This window comes from Streptomyces sp. NPDC088157 (assembly GCF_044741545.1).
Taxonomy (GTDB): Bacteria; Actinomycetota; Actinomycetes; order Streptomycetales; family Streptomycetaceae; genus Streptomyces.
The window spans coordinates 114,686-131,532 of record NZ_JBIUSU010000003.1; the positions used below are offsets into that span (position 1 = coordinate 114,686).

Genomic DNA, 16,847 nt, shown 5'->3' on the forward strand with positions numbered 1-16,847 from the left:
GCGTGCTGATCCGTCACGACGTATCCAGCGACGTCGCCGGTTGAAGCACGGATTCATCGTCCGAGACGGCGGCCGTGGGCCCGCTGTCGACAAATCGCGCCGCAGTACGCGCCGCAGTAACGTGCCGGGCGCCCGGTGCTCCGGGCATCGAACTGGGCCCCGCACTCCTCGCATCGCGGCCCGGTTGCGGGTAGTTGCACAGTGATGCGGATCCCGCCGGCAGTGCGCGGGGTGAGGGTGAGTGTTCCGTCGTGTGCGTGGGTGATGGTCTTGACGATTGCCAGGCCGAGGCCGACGCCCGCATGGTCGGCGTGTACGCGCTCGCTGCCGCGCTGGAATGGTTCGGTGAGTGTCGAGGCCAGCTCTGGAGTGAGCTTCTCGCCGGTGTTCTCTACAGTGAGCATCACAGTCTGGGGGCGGACGCCGGTATTGACCCACACGGTGCCCTGTCGGGGCAGGTTGTGGACGATCGCGTTGTGCAGGAGGTTCGCGATCAGCTGCAGCAGGAGCGCTTGCGATCCGATCGTGGGCGTGATGTCGCCGGAGGTCTCGATGGTGACGCCGCGCTTTTCCGCGAGGGGAAGAAGTGTTTCGGTGGCCTCTTCCACAAGCAGGGTCAGGTCGAGGGGTTCTCGGGCGAAGGACCCCTGGTTGGCGCGGCTGAGGAGGAGCAGAGCTTCAGTGAGGTTGATCGCTCGGGTGTTGACGGCGTGGAGGCGGTCGATGACTTCGCCGGCGTCGTGGTGCGGATCGGTGCGGGCCACGTCGATGAGCGCCTTCGAGATCGCCAGCGGCGTGCGCAACTCGTGAGAGGCGTTGGCTGCGAATCTCTGCTGTTCGGCTACGTGTGCTTCGAGCCGTGCGAGCATCGTGTCGAAGGCGTCGGCGAGTTCGCGGAACTCGTCCTCGCGGCCCGGCAGCCGGATTCGGTGGGAGAGCGTTCCGTTCGTGGCCATGCGTGTGGCGCCCGTGATGCGGGTCAGCGGGGCGAGCATCCGGCCAGCGAGGATCCACCCTCCCACGAGGCCGAACAACAGCAGGAACGCCAACACCGCGGCTGCCCTCGGAGCGAAAACGTGCAGGAGGTTGGACCGGACGGGAAAGACGCCACCCGTGAGCGTGTCAGTGGAGCCGGGGACGATGAGCGCACGGTCCGGGACGTAACGCAGGAGGAACACCCATACCGCCGCGAGCAGCAGGACGCCGGCAAGCATGAGGAACGCGGCGTAGCTGAGGGTGAGTTTGAGCCGAACGCTCAGCCCACGTGCTCTATCCACGCTCACCTCCCTCGTGTCCGGCCTCCGGTTGCGTGCCGATGCGGTAACCGACGCCTGGCACGGTGGCGATGACCCACGGTTCGCCGAGGCGCTTGCGCAGTGCCGACACGGTGATGCGCACCGCGTTGGTGAACGGGTCGGCGTTCTCGTCCCACGCCCGCTCCAGGAGTTCTTCGGCGCTGACGACACCGCCTTCGGCAGCGACGAGGACTTCTAGCACAGCGAACTGCTTCCTGGTCAGCGCCACGTAGCGGCCGTCCCGGTAGACCTCTCTGCGGAACGGGTCCAGCCGAAGGCCCGCGATCTCCCGCACGGGCGGCCGGTTGTGGGCACGTCTGCGGTCGAGCGCTCTGAGCCTGAGCGCGAGCTCTCGGAGTTCAAAGGGTTTCGTGAGGTAGTCGTCGGCGCCGAGTTCGAACCCGGAGGCCTTGTCGTCGAGACGGTCGGCCGCGGTGAGCATGAGGATCGGCATGCCGCTGCCGGAGGCGACGATGCGTTTGGCGATCTCGTCACCGGACGGTCCGGGAATGTCGCGGTCGAGGACGGCGATGTCGTAGGCGTTGATGCTCAGCAGTTCCAGAGCGGTGTCGCCGTCACCCGCGAGGTCGGCCGCGATCGCTTCCAGGCGTAGGCCATCGCGGATGGCTTCTGCCAGGTAGGGTTCGTCCTCGACGATCAACACGCGCATGCTGTCGATGCTACGAGCCGGCCCATATCGTCGGCGTATCGAAAACCGCATACGGGCCGGCAACACCGCGTTGCCTTGACTGGCGGCATGGCCAATCACACCAGCAGCACGAACAACGACCCGCCGGATTCACCGGCTCCTTGCCATCGGCCCGATAGTCGTCATCGCGGCGATCACCGCGGCCTTTGGCCACCAGTCGCCGAATTACTCGATCCAGATCTGCTCAGGGCCCCTCCGACAGGGTGCGACGGACGTCGCGGAATACGGAACCGAGTTCTACGTCAACAGCGGCCGGCGCTCCCCGGGTTCCGGCGTCAGCTTGGCATCTGGCACTCCGATGCGACGGCGTGGCCGTCCAAGCATGTCGCCGAGTACGGGCTGTGCCACATCTTCAGGAACGCCCCCCGGCCGTACGACCTGCGCACCCGTGCGATCGATCGCGGTGGCCCGCGTGTGCATGCCGACCCCACCCAGGATCCAGGGGTGCGGCGGTGACCGGCAGTGAGCGCGGACGGACGATGACGCGGGTGGACACGGCGGAGACCGGGCAGGGCGGCTCCGGCCCCCGGGGTGCGGGCCCGGGTTCCCGGCGCGCGGGCATCCGCCGGGCGATCCGCGTCGTCTCACGGCCGGGGCCCTGGAAGCGCGGCCTGGTACTCGCGGCGCTGGCGCTGCTGCTGGGTCTGCTCATGCTGCTGCACGCGAAGATCCCCAACCGGATCGGAAACCTCGGCAGCCTGGCGGAGACCGTCCTGCCGTGGTTCGGCCTGTTCATCCCGGTGCTGCTGGCCGGGGCGCTGTGGCGCCGCTCCGCCTCCGCGGTGGCCGCGCTGCTGCTGCCGGTCCTGGTGTGGCTGAGCCTCTTCGGCGGGCTGCTGATCGACAAGTCCCACCCGGGCAGCGACCTCACCGTCGCCAGCCACAACGTCGGCGCCGACAACTCCGACCCGGTCGGCACCGCCCGCGACCTGGCCGCCTCCGGCGCGGACGTGCTGGCCCTGGAGGAGGTCACCCCGCAGGCCAAGCCGTTGTACGAGAAGGAACTGGCGAGGGCGTACCCGTACCACACGGTGCAGGGCACGGTCGGGCTGTGGAGCAAGCTCCCGCTGTCGGACACCCAGCCGGTCGACACCGAGATGGACTACGGGCCGCTGGCGGACACCAAGCCGGTCGAGGTCAAGATGGCCTACAACCGGGCGCTGCGCACGACGGTGGCCACGGACCAGGGTCCGCTGGCGGTGTACGTGGCTCACCTCGGTTCCGCACGGGTGAACCCCAGGAGGGGCTTCTGGACGGAGTCGCGGGACAGAGGCGCGCAGGCGCTCGGCAGGGCCCTCGCCGCCGAGCAGAACGAGCGAGTGGTACTGCTCGGCGACCTGAACGGCACCATGGACGACCGCGCGTTCGCCGACATCACCTCGCGGCTGCGCTCGGCCCAGGACGCGGCCGGCAATGGCTTCGGCTTCAGCTGGCCGGCAAAGTTCCCGGTGGTGCGGATCGACCAGATCCTGGTCCGCGGCGTGAAGCCGGAGAGCTCCTGGTCGCTGCCGGCCACGGGCAGTGACCATCTGCCGGTGGCGGCCGGAATCAGCTGGTGAACACCGCACAGAGCCGGCGCTCCACCTACTGCAGACGGCACTTGTCACGGCCGCCGTCCCGGCTTCGTCGGCCGAACGGCGGCACCGCGCTGAAGCGGCGACCCTCCCTTCGGCCGAGACGGGGTCGGACCCGACCCAACGCCGAGAGCGCCACGTCCGCAGCCGTCCCGGGCGCGCTGCTGAACGACACCGGTGACGGCTGCGGCTCGTCCTGTCAGTCCACCTGCCTCAACGCCCGCCCCACCGCGTCTCGGCCCCGCCGCACGCGTCCGCCACGGCACGGAACACCGGGCCGTCCAGCGTCGACGCCACGTGGCTCGACGGCGTCAGCGCCCGATGGGCGACCTGGTCAGGCACCGGGTGCTCCAGCGCTGGTGTCACGGTCATTTGTCGTCCGCCGGGTTCTTCAGGACCTCGATCACACTCGCGTAGCTGTCGGAGCCGTGGCCTGCGGCCTTGGTCCGTTCCATGGCGGACTTCAGGAGTTCGGGCAGGGCGTTGTCGATGCCACGGGCCGCCGCGGCGTGGATGAGATGGTCGATGGCAGCGATCTGCACGTCGACGGTGGCGTCGTCACCCGGGTAACGGCCGGCGTCCACCTGGGGCGCGTAGGTGGTCAGAAAGCCGGCCACGGCGGTCAGCCAGCGGATCGCGACGGGGGTGAAGGCCGTGGCCGGTGTCTTCTCGGCGCCGACCAGCGCGGTGCCGTGCAGCCAGCCGGTCATGGTGGACCACATCAGGCCGAGCAGGGCGGCGTCGTACAGGGAGGCCAGGCCCGGGTCGGCGCCCAGGTACAGGGGGTCGCCCAGGGACGACAAGGTCGGGCAGTGGGTCTGGAAGGCGGCATCCGAACCGCTGTAGAGGAACATCATCTCGGGACTGCCGACCCCCGGCGGGGTGGTCATGATCGCGCCGTCGAGGTAGTCGGCGGCATGCGATCGGGCCCAGGCGGCGGCCTGGTGGGCCTGCTCCGGGGAACCGGAGGTGAGGTTGATCAGGACCTTGCCCGCGACGGAGCCGGCGACGGGGTCGAGGACGGCGTGCAGCGCCTCGTAGTCCAGTACGCAGGCGATGGTCAGGGGGCTTGCCGCCAACGCCTCCTCGGGTGTCGCGGCGAGGCGGGCACCCCGGTCGACCAGCGACCGGGCCTTGTGCGCAGAGCGATTCCACACGGTGGTCGCGTGGCCCCGTTCCAGCAGCACGGTGGCCAGCGCTGAGCCCATCGAGCCCAGTCCCATGACGGTTACCGCCGGGCGATCAGAATGCATTTTTTCCACAACTCCCTGTACGTCCGCCTGCGGCGGGTGATCACGTAAGGGCCAAGATCGCAGTGCACGGCGGCTGGAAACAGTGACACCGGTGACGGCGACCACCAAATTCCTGCCATACGCTTCGAGGCATGAATCCTGGTTCCGTCGCCGTAGTGGTGACCGAGGACATCGGAGTCCCCTCATGGGATCTTTACGAGTTGAGCATTCCCTGCACCGTCTTCGGGAAGCCGCAGCCTGACCTGGCCGACCCCTGGTACGACCTGCGGCTGTGCGGTACGGGCGGGCCTCAGCAGGACAGCGCCCCCACCGAAGCGGGGCTGTCTCTGCGGACCCGGTACGGACTCGATGACCTGGTCGGCGCCGTCACGGTCATCGTCCCCTCGGTGCCCGACCCCTGCGTCGACGAGGGAAGACCGCTGCCGCGGGAACTGATCACGGCCCTGCGCGACGCCTACGACGCGGGCGCCCGCATGGTCTCCTTGTGCACCGGCGCCTTCGCACTCGCCGAGGCGGGCCTGCTCGACGGACGACGCGCGACCGCCCATTGGATGCATACCGCTCAACTGGCCGAACGCTATCCGAAGGTACAGGTCGACGACTCGGTCCTGTACGTGGACGACGGCGATGTACTCACCAGCGCCGGGCTGACCGCCGGACTCGACCTCTGCCTCCACCTGGTACGCCGTGACCTGGGTGCACACGTCGCCAACCAGCTGGCCCGTCGGATGGTGGTGCCCGCGCACCGGCCCGGCGGCCAGGCGCAGTTCATCGACCTCTCCGTGCCCACCACCGACGACGCGAGCCTGGCACCCGTCCTGGACTGGGCTCGTACACACCTGGACCAGCCACTGACGGTCGAGGAGCTGGCACGGCGCGCAGCGATGAGCCCGCGGACCTTCCACCGGCGACTCCAGGGAGCCACGGGGACAACTCCACTTCAGTGGCTCCTCAACCAGCGCCTGGGACGGGCTCAAAGCCTGCTGGAGTCGACCGACTTGCCCATCGAGAAGGTCGGGGAGCTGAGCGGGCTTGGCACGGCGAACAACCTGCGCCACCACTTCCTCAAACAGATCGGGGTGTCGCCGGGCAACTACCGACGGGCCTTCCCCCGCAAGACGCCCGACACATCTCCCTCCCCGTCCGAGAGCACAACCGAGGGCTGAGAGGGCGGTCAGGAGGCGGTGGTGCGGGCGCTCCGCGGATCGCCCACGTCATCTCCGGCGCCGTAGCCGGAGGTGTCGTCCCACCGCTCGGTCCGTCGATCACGTCGAAGAGGTGGCGGCCGCGGACTACGGCGCCCGAGTGGGGCGGTCCGTCGCGCGGATACCGGCGATCGTCGGAATCCGGGGAGAACGCTCAGGCGTGCGGGACTTCACCGCCGGTGCCCAGCCCGTTGTCCGGACGGGAGGTCGGACCCGGTGACGAAGCCGCCCGGACGGCGTACGCACGCGTCGACTCGCGACGGTGCCACGTTCGCCGCCACTCAGTCGAGACAGAACTCGTTGCCCTCGATGTCCTGCATCGGGAGGCACGACTCGTTGAATCCATCGGCAAGCAGTAGTTGCCCGCGTACCGCGCCGAGCGGGATCAGTCGGGCGCACTCGGCCTCGAGTGCCGCGAGGCGCTCTTCACCCACGAGCCCGGTGCCGACCCGCACGTCAAGATGCACCCGATTCTTGACGACCTTGCCTTCGGGCACGCGCTGGAAGAACAGTCGCGGGCCGACCCCTGAGGGATCCATGCACGCGAACGCCGCACCCTGACGCTCGGGCGGCAGTGAGCGATCGAATTCGTCCCAAGTGGCAAACCCCTCCGGTGGCTGCGGTACGACGTACCCCAACACCTCGCACCAGAACCGAGCGACGCGCTCAGGCTCTGCGCAGTCGAAGGTGATCTGGACCTGCTTGATCGACGCCATCGGTCCATCGTAGAGGCAGGTTCTTTCGTCGTCTCAACGGGCCTGCCCCGGCTGGGCCTTGGCGCACGCGGTTGTTTGAGCGACCTCACCTGGGCGCGCCGCTGGACGGTCCCGCGGTCGGCCGCGTCCTGGCGTCCAACGCCGAGGGCTTCGCTCCCGGCGACCACGTGGTGCACGTGCTCGGCCGGCGCGACCACGCGGTCGTCGACGCGGCGACCGCCCAGAAGGTGGACCCGGATCTGGCGCCCCTCACCGGCTACCTGGGCGTGCTCGGCGTCACCGGCCTCCGCGTACATCGGGCTCGAGCGGTTCGCGAAGATCAAGGAGGGGGACACGGTCTTCGTGTCCGGCGCGGCGGGCGCGGTCGGCACCGTGGCCGGTCAGATCGCGAAGCTGAAGGGCGCCGGACGGGTGATCGGCAGCGCGGGCTCGGCCGAGAAGGTCAAGCCGAGTTCCTCAGCTCACTCGGGCGACCTCATACGAAAGGCGGGGCCTGGGACGCTCTCGATGTCCTTCGCCTGCACCGGGTGGCCTCGTTCGCAGCGAATCTGGAGGTCGACGTGCGCGCCGCACTCGCGGTGCCGCGCCAGCATCGCCGGCCCCTCAGGGTCGGCGCGGTAACGGTCACCCCACTGCAGGAGCCCCATCACGGCGGGCACCAGATCCATGCCCTTGGGAGTGATCACATACTTCGGCCGACTGCGCGAACCGGGCTCCTTGTACGTCTCGGTCGCCAGGATCCCTTCCTCCACCAGCATCCGAAGCCGCGTCGCCAGAAGGTTACGAGGACAGCCCAGGACACGTTCGAAGTCCCCGAACCGGGACGAGCCGTAGAACACCTCACGCAGGATGAGGATGGTCCACTTCTCGCCCACGATCTCAAGAGTCCGCGCTATCGAGCAGTTGGACGTGTCCCGGTCGAGTCGGGGGTCCATGCCGGTGTCTTGACGAACTTCGGTCCACGCATCCATGGGAGCGATTCTAACCGAGCTTGAGTTCATTTTTAGATACTCAGCCGTGGGTCACCGTCGGCCGCTCGACCTGACCGCACACGCGCAGCGTCAAAAGCTCTCGCGGGGTCCTCGGCGAGCCGATCCGCCGGACCGACCCGAGCACAGTGCCGGGACCGCGACCCGTCCTGATCGCGTTGAGCCATTGAGGCAACCCGTGCGGCCCTCGACACCGAGAAACCCGCAATGGACGCAGACCATCCCATTGGCCATGATCGTAATATTATGCGCGTCAGGCCATCGGCCGGGCTCGGACCGCAGGGCCACGGCCTTACATCGCGACGGGAGGAAGCCTGTGGCGCGCTACGCCAGGGAGCACAAGCAGGTGACGCGGCAACGGATCATCGACAAGGCCGGGCACCGATTCAAGCAGGACGGGATAGACGGCTCGGGCATCTCGACACTGATGGCGGACGCCGGGCTCACCAACGGCGCCTTCTACGCCCACTTCGCCTCCAAGGACGACCTCGTCGCCCACGTTGTCGCCGATGAACTGCGCACTCAGGTGGAGAGGTACGACGAGCTGCGGCCCGGCCGACAGGGACTCGAGGACTTCGTTCGCGTCTATCTGTCGCCCGAGCACCGTGACCAGCCCGGCACCGGATGTCCCTCCGCCGCACTGCTCGACGAGATCGGCCGCTGCGCGGACGTCACCAAGCAGGCGTACACCGAGGGCGCGACGGCCATCCTGGACGAGATCGCCGCCCGTCTGGCGCCTGCGGATCCGCAGTCCGCTCGCGGCAGGGCCATCGGGCTCTTCACCATGATGGTGGGGACGCTGCAACTGTCCCGCGCCCTCGCCGACCGCAAGTTCGCCGACGAGGTCCTCGAGCAGGGAATCGAGATCGCCCGGACGTTCCTGCACTGAGAGGAACGACCGAGGCGCGACAGTGCGGTGCTCGACCCGCGCCGGGCGATGCGCGAGTGCGCTGCGCCGAGCCCGGATGCGTCAACCGTACGTCAACCGTTCCACGCGTCCGGGCACGCCCACTCGCGGCCACTCGCGGCTCGTGAAGTGGCCTCCGCGGCTTCTGCTGCCTCGCCTCATCACCGGCTGACGGTGGTCGACCACCCCGGAAGCCTCCGACGCCTCCAGCGCACGCTCCGCCCGCCCCTGACACCCACTACCGCTCAAGGAAGTCGAGTGCTTCCGCCACGAACTGCTCGTGGAACTGGAAGATGCCTCCGTGGCCGGCGTCGGGGTAGACGACCAGGTCGGCGTTCGGCAGTCGCCGGGCCAGTTCGAACGAGTTCTTCGTCGGCACCATCCTGTCGCTCTCGCCATTGGCCACGAGCACGGGCTGATGGATGACGGAGAGGTCCTGGAGCTCCGCCAGGCCCCAGCGGTGGATGGCCTTGAGCTGGGCGAAGTACGATGCGAGCGAGATCGCCTTGTCCCGGTCGTGGGTGCGCTCCTTGAGACGGGCCAGGAACTGCTTTCCGGCTCGGCGCCCGCCCGCGGTGCGGGTGAAGAAGAGGAACTGCTTCGGGTCCTGGAGGGTGAACAGGGCCCGGACGGTGTCCAGATGGGACAGTCGGCTCACGTTCTTGATGCCCTCGCCGCCTGCGGGGCCGGTGCCCGTGAGGATCAGCTTGCGGACGAGCTGCGGTTCGTCCTGCACGATCACCTGGGCGATCATGCCGCCCATCGAGAAGCCGTGAACGTCGACCTGCTCGAGCCCGAGTCCCCGGATGAAGGTGACGGCGTCCTTCGCCATTTCCTCGATGGTCTTCGGTGTCGAGCCGCTGGAAGCGCCTACGCCCCTGTTGTCGAAGGTGATGACGCGGCGCCTGGCGGCGATGCCGTCGACGACCCGGGGGTCCCAGTTGTCGAGGACCGCGGCGAGGTGGGTGATGAAGACCACCGGGACGCCGGCCTTCGGGCCGAGGTCGCGGTAGGCGAAGGTCACTCCCCCGGCGGTGAGGGTGCGGGTGGGCGCCTTCCTGTACGACGTCACCACGTCGCCTCGTACTCCTTGTGCGTCGTTCACGACCGTGCCCTTCTGCATGGGGTTTGCGGACTGCGGCTGCAATCAGTTCGGTCGAGGGCAAAAGGCCCGCAGGAGCCGGAACCCTGTTCGGCCGAGTCCTTCAGCATCACGCCGACCATTAGAGTATGACCATAATTCCAAGTGCCCGCAAGAGGTGCGCGGCACACGATGACGCCCCCATTGCCGACCAGGACCAGCCGACCAGCGCCACACCCCGCTCCCGCCGCACCCGACCCCGCCCGACCCCGGGGCATGGCACGCGCGAGAGAAAGGCCCCTCTTGCGGGCTCGCCGACCCACGACTTAGAATGATGAACGTAATTTAATTGGCGGGAGCCTGGGCCGCTCACACCGGCATCCACGACGCGAGGCAATGCCGCTCAGAAGCCCGGGCGGCCTCGAGTTTGGCGGCGGCCTTGTGCCCGTGGCGCGGCCTGGGGACGAACTCGCCGTTGGAGTCGGCGAGGAAGTTCGCTATGCCCAGGTCGATGCCGACCGCGCTGCCGGTCGCGGGCAGGGGCCGCGACCGCTCCTGTTCGGCGGTGAGCACGACGAACTACTTATGGCCCTCACACTGGACCGAACCGCCGGCTGATCACTTGGGAGAGCACGGAGGCGCCGTCCTCGGCAGCCTGCGGCAGCCGAGGACGGCGATGATCAAGAGCTTGGCTCCGGCGAAAAACCGCAGCCGGGGTCTTCCACCGACTTCGGCAGCGCAGGAGCTGAGACCCGGTGGCGTCGGCCGGGTCGCGGATGGGAGAGAACCTGCCGGCGTCGGACTTCGCCGAGAGCCACGGCCTGGGGCCGGCGATGTGGTGCGTCAGACGCGCTGCCCGGCATCGAGCAGGGCGAGGGCGTTGTCTATCCCCTGATCGAGGAGCTCATCGGCGAGTCGACTGTCGGTCAAGGCACGGGAAAGCTGCAGCGTCCCGGCCATCAGGCCGAGGAGGCTGAGCGCCTTCACACGTGCGGAGGACGGGGCCTCCGGCACCATGCGGGCGGCGATGCCCTCGACAAGAACCAGCACACCGTCGGTGTAGGCCTGCCTGGTCGTGTCGGTGCAGCGCCCGATCTCGTCGAGCAGAGCGGCATTGGGACAGCCGTCGCCAAGGCTGTCGCGGTGCTGGGGCGACAGGTACCCCCGCACTATCTGCTCGAGTCCGGCCCGGCCGGGCGCAGCCCGGGCGACGACATTCTCGGCCTGCGCCTTCAACTGCTCGGCGATTGCCGTGGTGACGAGGTCGTCCTTGGACTCGAAGTGAGCGTAGAAGGCTCCATTCGTCAGCCCCGCGTCCTTCATGAGCGTCGAGACCCCGGAGCCGTCGATCCCGTCCTGCTTGAGCCGGCGGCCCGCCGTCTCGATGATCCGTCGCCTCGTCTCCGACTTGTGCTCTTTTGCGTACCGCACCACAGCACACACTCCTCGCCGACCGGAAGGACCGGTTGCCCTTTACCGACTTCACCAGTCTATGGTATTGCGAACGTAATCCGAAGGGTCGGTGGCGACGGTCGGTAACCTCGTGGCCCGTTGGCCTCTGCGGCCAGGACGACGGGCGGGCGTCGGGCTTTCCTCAGTGGGGGCAGACAGCGGACCCGGCGTCCGAACTCGCTCTCATGGGCCGAGGCTCATGGCGTCGGCCGTCACCACGAGCGTCGCCGACCACTCCACAGGCACGCCGGCGCTGACGTACGCAGCCGGAGTCGGGGAATTCGCCGCGTGACTGCCGCCTGCCCGGACGGTCTCCGGCTGATCGGCCTCAGCCACTACGGCGGCCGGGGCCTGCCCGACGCCACCGACGGCCTTCCCATGGCGGCCACTCCGGTCGGTGCGATCCCGCTCGCCCGGGCCACGGAACCCTTGCTCACACCCTGGCGGTCGTCGCGGTCGTTTACGTGGTCGGCCACGCAAGTGGTCGAGGCACCCCGAAGCGAGCCGAGGTGGACCGCCTTCGCAAATACTTGGCTAGCCACACGATTGCTGCTAACTTAATTACGTGGCCAGCCACTCTTTTGGTGGCCGAAGGGAATGGAGTCATCATGAAAGCAATCGTCTTCGACCAGTTCGGCGGCCCGGACGTACTGCACGAGGCGGACGTCGAGGTGCCGCAGCCCGGCCCCGGCCAGGTCCGGGTCCGCGTGAAGGCCGCCGGGCTGAACGCGCTGGACGGCAAGATCCGCTCCGGGATGCTGGAGGCCGTCCGCCCGACGACCCTCCCCGCCGTCCCCGGTGGCGAGCTCGCCGGCGTGGTCGACGCCCTGGGTGAGGGCGTGAGCGACGTGCAGGTCGGCGATGAGGTGCTGGGCTGGTCGGACACCGGCTCGTACGCCCAGTACGCGCTGGCCACCACCGTGACCCCCAAGCCCGCCGGCCTCGACTGGCAGCACGCGGTCGCGCTGCCGGTGGCCGGCGAGACGGCCGAGCGGGTCCTGAACCTGCTGGAGGTGGCCGCCGGGGAGACCGTGCTGATGCACGGCGCGTCCGGAGCAGTGGGAACCCTGGCGGTCCAGCTCGCCACGGCCCGCGGAGCACGCGTGATTGCCACCGCGGGCCCCTCCAACCAGGACTACCTCACCTCGCTCGGCGCCACCGCGACGGTGTACGGCGACGGTCTGGTCGAACGGGTGCGAGCGCTGGCCCCCGACGGCGTGGACGCGGTGTTCGACCTGGCCGGGAAGGGCGCCCTGGAGGACTCCATCACCCTGCGGGGCGGCACCGAGCGCATCGTCACCATCGCCGACTTCGGCGCACGGCAGCTGGGCATCACCTTCTCCCAGGGAGCCCAGGAACGCTCGACCGCCCGCCTGGCCGCCCTGGCCCAGGACGCCGCGGCCGGCAAGCTCGTCACCACCGTCACCGCCTACCCGCTCGACCAGGCCGCCACGGCCCAGCAGGTCAGCGACGCCGGGCACGTGCGGGGCAAGCTCGTCCTGACCGTCGACTGAGCGCCCCCGCCCACCGCCTCCCCACGACCACGCTGCCTTTACGGTGACCTGCCGGTCACCGCCCTATCGAAGGACCCCTCATGCTGAATTCCCTGTGGACGCCGACCACTCTTGGCGGCATACCTCTGCCGCACCGCCTGGTCATGGCCCCCATGACCCGTGACCGCTCCACGCCCGAAGGCGTACCGACCGAGCTGAACTCCGAGTACTACGCCCAGCGGGCCTCGCACGCGCTCATCATCACCGAGGGAACCCAGCCCTCCGCCGACGGCCAGGGCTACCTCCTGACCCCCGGCATCCACAATGACGAGCAGATCGCCGGGTGGCGCAAGGTCACCGACGCCGTGCACGAGGCCGACGGCCGGATCGTCATCCAGCTGATGCACACCGGACGCATCGCCCACCCCGACAACACCCCCCACGGGCGCCGGCCGGTCGCCCCTTCGGCAATCCGGCCGCAGGGCATGATGTTCACCGCGTCCGGGCCCCAGGAGATGCCGACCCCCCGTGCTCTGTCGACGCAGGAGGTCACGGCGACCGTCGACGACTTCCGCCGCGCCGCAGCGGCCGCCGTCGCGGCCGGCGCCGACGGCGTGGAGATCCACGGCGCCAACGGCTACCTGGTGCACCAGTTCCTGTCCGACAACACCAATCAGCGCACCGATGGCTACGGCGGCTCGATCGAGGGCCGCATCCGCTTCGCCGTCGAGGTCGCCGCCGCGGTGGCCGACGAGATCGGCGCCGAGCGCACCGGCATCCGTATCTCCCCCGGCAACCCCTACAACGACATCGCCGAGTCCGACACCGCCGAGCTGTATCCGGCGCTCCTGGACGCCCTGCGCCCCCTGGACCTGGCCTACCTCCACGTGATGCACGCGGGCGACGAGGAGCTGCTGGGCACCCTGCGCGCGCTGTGGCCGACCACGCTGATCCTCAACCGGGGCGGCACCGACCTGCCCGCCCGTGCCAAGGACATCGACAACGGCACGGCCGACCTCGTCTCCGTCGGCGCCCTCGCGCTCGCCAACCCGGACCTGGTCGAGCGGCTCCGCGTCGGCGCGCCGCTGAACACCCCCGACCCGGCGACCTTCTACGGCGGCGGAGTGACCGGCTACACCGACTACCCCACCCACACCGTCTGAGGAACCGAACCATGCCCACCCCCGAACCCCTCATCCCCACGACGGCCGGCGCAGGACCGATGAGCTACGCGATCTTCCAACTCGCCCGCGCCCACCGCGCCTACGCCGCCGCCATGCTCCGCGAGATGGACCTGCATCCCGGACAGGAGCTGCTGCTGATGCACCTTCTTGACCGCGACGGCCAGACCCAGTCCGAGCTGCTCGACAGCGTCGGCCTGGACCACTCCACCGTCTCCAAGTCCCTTCGCCGCATGCAGGACGCCGGCCTGCTCATCCGTGAGCCGGCCGCACATGACCGGCGCGTCATGGTGGTCCACCTCACCGACAAGGGCCGGGCGATGCGCGAGCCCCTGGCAGCCCTGTGGCAGGCCCTGGAGGAGACCTCCGCCCGGAATCTGTCGGAGCAGCAGGCGGAGTCCTTCGTCGAGACCGCGTACGCCATCACCGAGGCGATCAGCAGCCGCGCGCTGCCCGAAGAAGAGTCCGCGTGACCCCCCGGTGTGCACCCCACGAGGACTGGGGTGCACACCGTCCCGCATGCGGCGCGACCACCGCCAGGTCGGCCCTGTCACCCATCCGTCGCGGCTGCCTGGACGCGGCACGTTCCGGCGGCGAGGCGCACTGCGGATCCGCCCCCACGGCCCGCCTCCATCGGCCCCCCGGCACGCGGGCGCCCATGTCTGCCGCCGCGCCTGCCAGCCCACCAAGCCCCTCGCTGACGACCTGACGGAAAGTCAGGCCGGCCGGCGACGCCAGCCGGCTCGAAAGCCGGGGCGTTCAGATCGCCCGCGGCGACACGCTCGACGTCGACTCGCTCGTTGCCGCGATGCCGCGATGCCGAGAAGATCCTGGAGTCGACGCACGAAGCCCTGACCGCACCACACCGGCCTTGACCCGAAATCCTGGACACGGGCCATGCGGCCGGGGCCCAACGCCACGTAATGAAGAGTTCGTTGGGCCCGTCAAGCACACCCCGGCAGCGCTCAGGCCACCGGCAGACCGAGCCCACCACGAGTTCCTGGCGCGACCGCGCTCAGCTCACTCGGCGGGCCTGACCCGAAACGCCGGGCCGGGGACGCTTCCGATGTCCTGCGCCGGCACGGTGTGGCCCCGTTCGCAGCGGATCCGGGCGTCGACATGCGCGCCGCATCCGCGGTGTCGCGCCAGTACGGCCGGGCCCTCGGGGTCGGCGCGGTAGCGGTCGCCCCACTGCAGGAGCCCCATCACGGCCGGGACCAGAGCCATGCCTGCGGGCGTGATCACGTAATGGGGCCGGCTCCGCGAGCCCGGTTCCCGGTAGGTCTCGGTGGCCAGGATTCCTTCCTCCACGAGCATCCGGAGCCGCGCCGCGAGGAGGTCGCGCGGGCAGCCGATGACGCGTTCGCGCTGAAGCGGGACGAGCCGTACCAGACCTCGCGCAGGATCAGGATCGTCCACTTCTCCCCCACGGTCTCAAGAGTCCGGGCGATGGAGCAGTTCGACATGTCCCGGTCGAGACGGGGGTCCACGCCGGCGCCCCGAAGAGCTTCGGTCCTCGCATCCGTGAGGGTGATCCCAACCCTCCTGAGTTTACTTTTCCATACTCAGACAGTAGCGTCGTGACCAGCACATCAACCCGGCCGCAGGCGAGAAACGAGCGCGCAGGGCGACCTGCGCGAAGAATCGCACCGACCACCGCAACACCCGCACAGAAAGGCGGCCGGCATGAAGGCATTCGTCGTCGAGAAGTACGGCAAGGACGGCGCGCGCGCCGCAGACGTACCCGAGCCCACCGTCGGAGACCGCGACGTACTGGTCGAAGTGAGCGCCGCCGGCATCAACCCGCTGGACAAAATGGTCCGCAACGGGGAGTTCAAGCAGCTCCTGAGGTACAAGCGGCCGTTCGTGCTCGGGCACGACGTGGCCGGCGTCGTGACGCGGGTCGGCTCCGCCGTACACGGTCTCGAAGTCGGCGACGAGGTCTACGCCCGCCCGCGCGACCTGCGGATCGGAGGCTTCGCGGAGTTCATCGCGATCGACATGGACGATGTCGCGCCCAAGCCCGCCTCCCTCACTCTCCAGGAGGCAGCCGCAGTGCCGCTGGTGGCGCTTGCCGCCTGGCAGATCCTCGTCGACCGCGCCCACGTGAAGCCGGGCCAGAAGGTGCTCATCCACGCCGGCGCCGGCGGCCTGGGCTCGACGGTCATCCAGCTCGCCAAGCACCTCGGCGCCACCGTCGCGACGACCACGAGCACCGACACCGAGGAGTTGGTCAGGAGCCTGGGCGCCGACGTCGTCGTCGACTACACCAAGGAGGACTTCTCGAAGGTCCTGTCCGGCTACGACCTGGTGCTGGACTCCCTGGGCGGAGCGAACCTCGAGAAGTCGCTGACCGTGCTGAAGCCCGGCGGCCTCGCCATCAGTGTCGTCGGTCCGCCCGACGCCGGCTTCGCCAAGCAGCTCGGCGGCCCCTCCTTCCTCAGCCTGGTCATGAGCACGCTCAGCCGCAAGATCCGCAAGCAGGCCAAGGCACTGGGCGTGCGCTACCAGTTCTTCTTCATGCAGGCCGACGGCTCCCAGCTGCGCAAACTCGGCGCCCTCTACGACAGCGGCAAACTCCGCCCGGTCATCGACAGCACCTTCCCGTTCGACCAGACGCTCCAGGCGATGGCGCACGTCGAGCACGGCCGCACCAAGGCCGGCAAGGTCATGGTCTCGATGGTGCCCGCCAACGACTGAGACCGTGCCGTCCACAGCCCCTCCGTCCGACACGGTCACCGGACGGGCGACGACGCCGTCGGCGATCCACTGGCGACCACGGTCGCGAAGAGCAGCCCCTCGCGGCACCGGCCCCGCAGGTTCCGATCCGGACGTCGGGATCGCACGCGACGAAGCGATCCTGCGCTCGGTCCTCCTCGGCATCACGACACCCGGCCGACTGGCCGACCGCGCCGACGCCCAGGTCTCCGGCGACCTCGGAAGGCTGACGGAGCTCCTCGGCCGGCTCAGCGACCGGAGCCCGACTTCGCCC

The 16,847-nt window shown here is 69.3% G+C and carries 17 protein-coding genes and 1 pseudogene; 8 read left to right on the forward strand and 10 right to left on the reverse strand.

Annotated elements, in window-relative coordinates; genetic code table 11:
* Nucleotides 1-53: 53 nt before the first annotated feature.
* Together ACIPFH_RS11815 and ACIPFH_RS11820 are read right to left on the reverse strand one after the other, a co-directional pair.
* Complete coding sequence (locus ACIPFH_RS11815; protein ID WP_401825325.1) at nucleotides 54-1,277, reverse strand: sensor histidine kinase; 1,224 nt, start codon at nucleotides 1,275-1,277, stop codon at nucleotides 54-56.
* Nucleotides 1,270-1,965 carry a response regulator transcription factor gene (locus ACIPFH_RS11820; protein WP_401825327.1) on the reverse strand — a complete coding sequence of 232 codons (696 nt, stop codon included), beginning with the start codon at nucleotides 1,963-1,965 and terminating at the stop codon, nucleotides 1,270-1,272. Before ACIPFH_RS11820 ends, ACIPFH_RS11815 begins: the two co-directional genes overlap by 8 nt.
* A 518-nt stretch (nucleotides 1,966-2,483) precedes the next feature.
* On the opposite strand from ACIPFH_RS11820, the gene ACIPFH_RS11825 reads away from it, so the two are divergent.
* Entirely contained in the window at nucleotides 2,484-3,563 is a 1,080-nt protein-coding gene (locus tag ACIPFH_RS11825; RefSeq protein ID WP_401826817.1) for an endonuclease/exonuclease/phosphatase family protein, read from the forward strand.
* A 228-nt stretch (nucleotides 3,564-3,791) separates the two neighbouring features.
* Here the strand turns inward: ACIPFH_RS11825 and ACIPFH_RS11830 are convergent, their stop codons facing one another.
* Both ACIPFH_RS11830 and ACIPFH_RS11835 read right to left on the reverse strand, forming a co-directional pair.
* Nucleotides 3,792-3,950 (reverse strand): hypothetical protein, encoded by a 159-nt coding sequence (locus tag ACIPFH_RS11830; protein ID WP_401825329.1) that lies wholly within the window; start codon nucleotides 3,948-3,950, stop codon nucleotides 3,792-3,794.
* Nucleotides 3,947-4,831: an NAD(P)-dependent oxidoreductase gene (locus ACIPFH_RS11835; RefSeq protein ID WP_401825331.1), complete on the reverse strand. Its 885-nt coding sequence runs from the start codon at nucleotides 4,829-4,831 to the stop codon at nucleotides 3,947-3,949. The genes ACIPFH_RS11830 and ACIPFH_RS11835 overlap by 4 nt, the downstream gene beginning before the upstream one ends.
* Before the next feature lie 131 nt (nucleotides 4,832-4,962).
* Here ACIPFH_RS11835 and ACIPFH_RS11840 point away from each other — a divergent pair, with 131 nt between their 5' ends.
* Nucleotides 4,963-5,997, forward strand: coding sequence for a GlxA family transcriptional regulator (locus ACIPFH_RS11840; protein ID WP_401825333.1), 1,035 nt, complete (start codon nucleotides 4,963-4,965; stop codon nucleotides 5,995-5,997).
* Nucleotides 5,998-6,317: 320 nt separating this feature from the next.
* On the opposite strand, the gene ACIPFH_RS11845 is transcribed toward ACIPFH_RS11840, so the two are convergent.
* The gene (locus ACIPFH_RS11845) at nucleotides 6,318-6,752 is read right to left on the reverse strand and encodes a VOC family protein (protein ID WP_356260014.1); all 435 of its coding nucleotides are present in this window, start codon (nucleotides 6,750-6,752) and stop codon (nucleotides 6,318-6,320) included.
* An 89-nt stretch (nucleotides 6,753-6,841) separates the two neighbouring features.
* Between ACIPFH_RS11845 and ACIPFH_RS11850 the strand changes: the two are divergent.
* Nucleotides 6,842-7,199: pseudogene (locus ACIPFH_RS11850) on the forward strand (NADP-dependent oxidoreductase); the annotation flags it as partial.
* Between the two features lie 14 nt (nucleotides 7,200-7,213).
* Here ACIPFH_RS11850 and ACIPFH_RS11855 read toward each other — a convergent pair.
* The gene (locus ACIPFH_RS11855; protein ID WP_401826820.1) at nucleotides 7,214-7,687 is read right to left on the reverse strand and encodes a winged helix-turn-helix transcriptional regulator; all 474 of its coding nucleotides are present in this window, start codon (nucleotides 7,685-7,687) and stop codon (nucleotides 7,214-7,216) included.
* Between the two features lie 370 nt (nucleotides 7,688-8,057).
* On the opposite strand from ACIPFH_RS11855, the gene ACIPFH_RS11860 reads away from it, so the two are divergent.
* Entirely contained in the window at nucleotides 8,058-8,630 is a 573-nt protein-coding gene (locus ACIPFH_RS11860; RefSeq protein ID WP_401825334.1) for a TetR/AcrR family transcriptional regulator, read from the forward strand.
* A gap of 256 nt (nucleotides 8,631-8,886) precedes the next feature.
* On the opposite strand, the gene ACIPFH_RS11865 is transcribed toward ACIPFH_RS11860, so the two are convergent.
* From ACIPFH_RS11865 to ACIPFH_RS11875, 3 genes are all read right to left on the reverse strand, one after another.
* Nucleotides 8,887-9,771: an alpha/beta fold hydrolase gene (locus tag ACIPFH_RS11865; protein WP_401825336.1), complete on the reverse strand. Its 885-nt coding sequence runs from the start codon at nucleotides 9,769-9,771 to the stop codon at nucleotides 8,887-8,889.
* Nucleotides 9,772-10,098: 327 nt separating this feature from the next.
* Nucleotides 10,099-10,302 carry a transposase gene (locus ACIPFH_RS11870; protein ID WP_401825338.1) on the reverse strand — a complete coding sequence of 68 codons (204 nt, stop codon included), beginning with the start codon at nucleotides 10,300-10,302 and terminating at the stop codon, nucleotides 10,099-10,101.
* 270 nt (nucleotides 10,303-10,572) lie between these two features.
* Entirely contained in the window at nucleotides 10,573-11,163 is a 591-nt protein-coding gene (locus ACIPFH_RS11875; RefSeq protein WP_401825339.1) for a TetR/AcrR family transcriptional regulator, read from the reverse strand.
* A gap of 626 nt (nucleotides 11,164-11,789) precedes the next feature.
* On the opposite strand from ACIPFH_RS11875, the gene ACIPFH_RS11880 reads away from it, so the two are divergent.
* From ACIPFH_RS11880 to ACIPFH_RS11890, 3 genes are all read left to right on the forward strand, one after another.
* Complete coding sequence (locus ACIPFH_RS11880) at nucleotides 11,790-12,695, forward strand: NADP-dependent oxidoreductase (protein ID WP_401825341.1); 906 nt, start codon at nucleotides 11,790-11,792, stop codon at nucleotides 12,693-12,695.
* A gap of 80 nt (nucleotides 12,696-12,775) precedes the next feature.
* On the forward strand, nucleotides 12,776-13,837 hold the full coding sequence (locus ACIPFH_RS11885; RefSeq protein ID WP_401825342.1) for an alkene reductase: 1,062 nt from the start codon (nucleotides 12,776-12,778) through the stop codon (nucleotides 13,835-13,837).
* A gap of 11 nt (nucleotides 13,838-13,848) precedes the next feature.
* Complete coding sequence (locus ACIPFH_RS11890) at nucleotides 13,849-14,328, forward strand: MarR family winged helix-turn-helix transcriptional regulator (protein WP_401825343.1); 480 nt, start codon at nucleotides 13,849-13,851, stop codon at nucleotides 14,326-14,328.
* A gap of 547 nt (nucleotides 14,329-14,875) precedes the next feature.
* Here the strand turns inward: ACIPFH_RS11890 and ACIPFH_RS11895 are convergent.
* Nucleotides 14,876-15,274 (reverse strand): winged helix-turn-helix transcriptional regulator, encoded by a 399-nt coding sequence (locus ACIPFH_RS11895; protein ID WP_401825345.1) that lies wholly within the window; start codon nucleotides 15,272-15,274, stop codon nucleotides 14,876-14,878.
* Between the two features lie 267 nt (nucleotides 15,275-15,541).
* Between ACIPFH_RS11895 and ACIPFH_RS11900 the strand changes: the two genes are divergently transcribed.
* On the forward strand, nucleotides 15,542-16,555 hold the full coding sequence (locus ACIPFH_RS11900) for an NADP-dependent oxidoreductase (protein ID WP_401825347.1): 1,014 nt from the start codon (nucleotides 15,542-15,544) through the stop codon (nucleotides 16,553-16,555).
* Nucleotides 16,556-16,847: the final 292 nt, after the last annotated feature.

What these genes read in the sequence shown, in the direction of transcription:
- ACIPFH_RS11855 (WP_401826820.1), bottom strand. Translation starts at nt 7,687, where the DNA reads ATGGACCCCCGACTCGACCGGGACACGTCCAACTGCTCGATAGCGCGG.
- ACIPFH_RS11825 (WP_401826817.1), top strand. Translation starts at nt 2,484, where the DNA reads ATGACGCGGGTGGACACGGCGGAGACCGGGCAGGGCGGCTCCGGCCCC.
- ACIPFH_RS11835 (WP_401825331.1), bottom strand. Translation starts at nt 4,831, where the DNA reads ATGCATTCTGATCGCCCGGCGGTAACCGTCATGGGACTGGGCTCGATG.
- ACIPFH_RS11840 (WP_401825333.1), top strand. Translation starts at nt 4,963, where the DNA reads ATGAATCCTGGTTCCGTCGCCGTAGTGGTGACCGAGGACATCGGAGTC.
- ACIPFH_RS11830 (WP_401825329.1), bottom strand. Translation starts at nt 3,950, where the DNA reads ATGACCGTGACACCAGCGCTGGAGCACCCGGTGCCTGACCAGGTCGCC.
- ACIPFH_RS11900 (WP_401825347.1), top strand. Translation starts at nt 15,542, where the DNA reads ATGAAGGCATTCGTCGTCGAGAAGTACGGCAAGGACGGCGCGCGCGCC.
- ACIPFH_RS11880 (WP_401825341.1), top strand. Translation starts at nt 11,790, where the DNA reads ATGAAAGCAATCGTCTTCGACCAGTTCGGCGGCCCGGACGTACTGCAC.
- ACIPFH_RS11865 (WP_401825336.1), bottom strand. Translation starts at nt 9,771, where the DNA reads ATGCAGAAGGGCACGGTCGTGAACGACGCACAAGGAGTACGAGGCGAC.
- ACIPFH_RS11890 (WP_401825343.1), top strand. Translation starts at nt 13,849, where the DNA reads ATGCCCACCCCCGAACCCCTCATCCCCACGACGGCCGGCGCAGGACCG.
- ACIPFH_RS11820 (WP_401825327.1), bottom strand. Translation starts at nt 1,965, where the DNA reads ATGCGCGTGTTGATCGTCGAGGACGAACCCTACCTGGCAGAAGCCATC.
- ACIPFH_RS11885 (WP_401825342.1), top strand. Translation starts at nt 12,776, where the DNA reads ATGCTGAATTCCCTGTGGACGCCGACCACTCTTGGCGGCATACCTCTG.
- ACIPFH_RS11845 (WP_356260014.1), bottom strand. Translation starts at nt 6,752, where the DNA reads ATGGCGTCGATCAAGCAGGTCCAGATCACCTTCGACTGCGCAGAGCCT.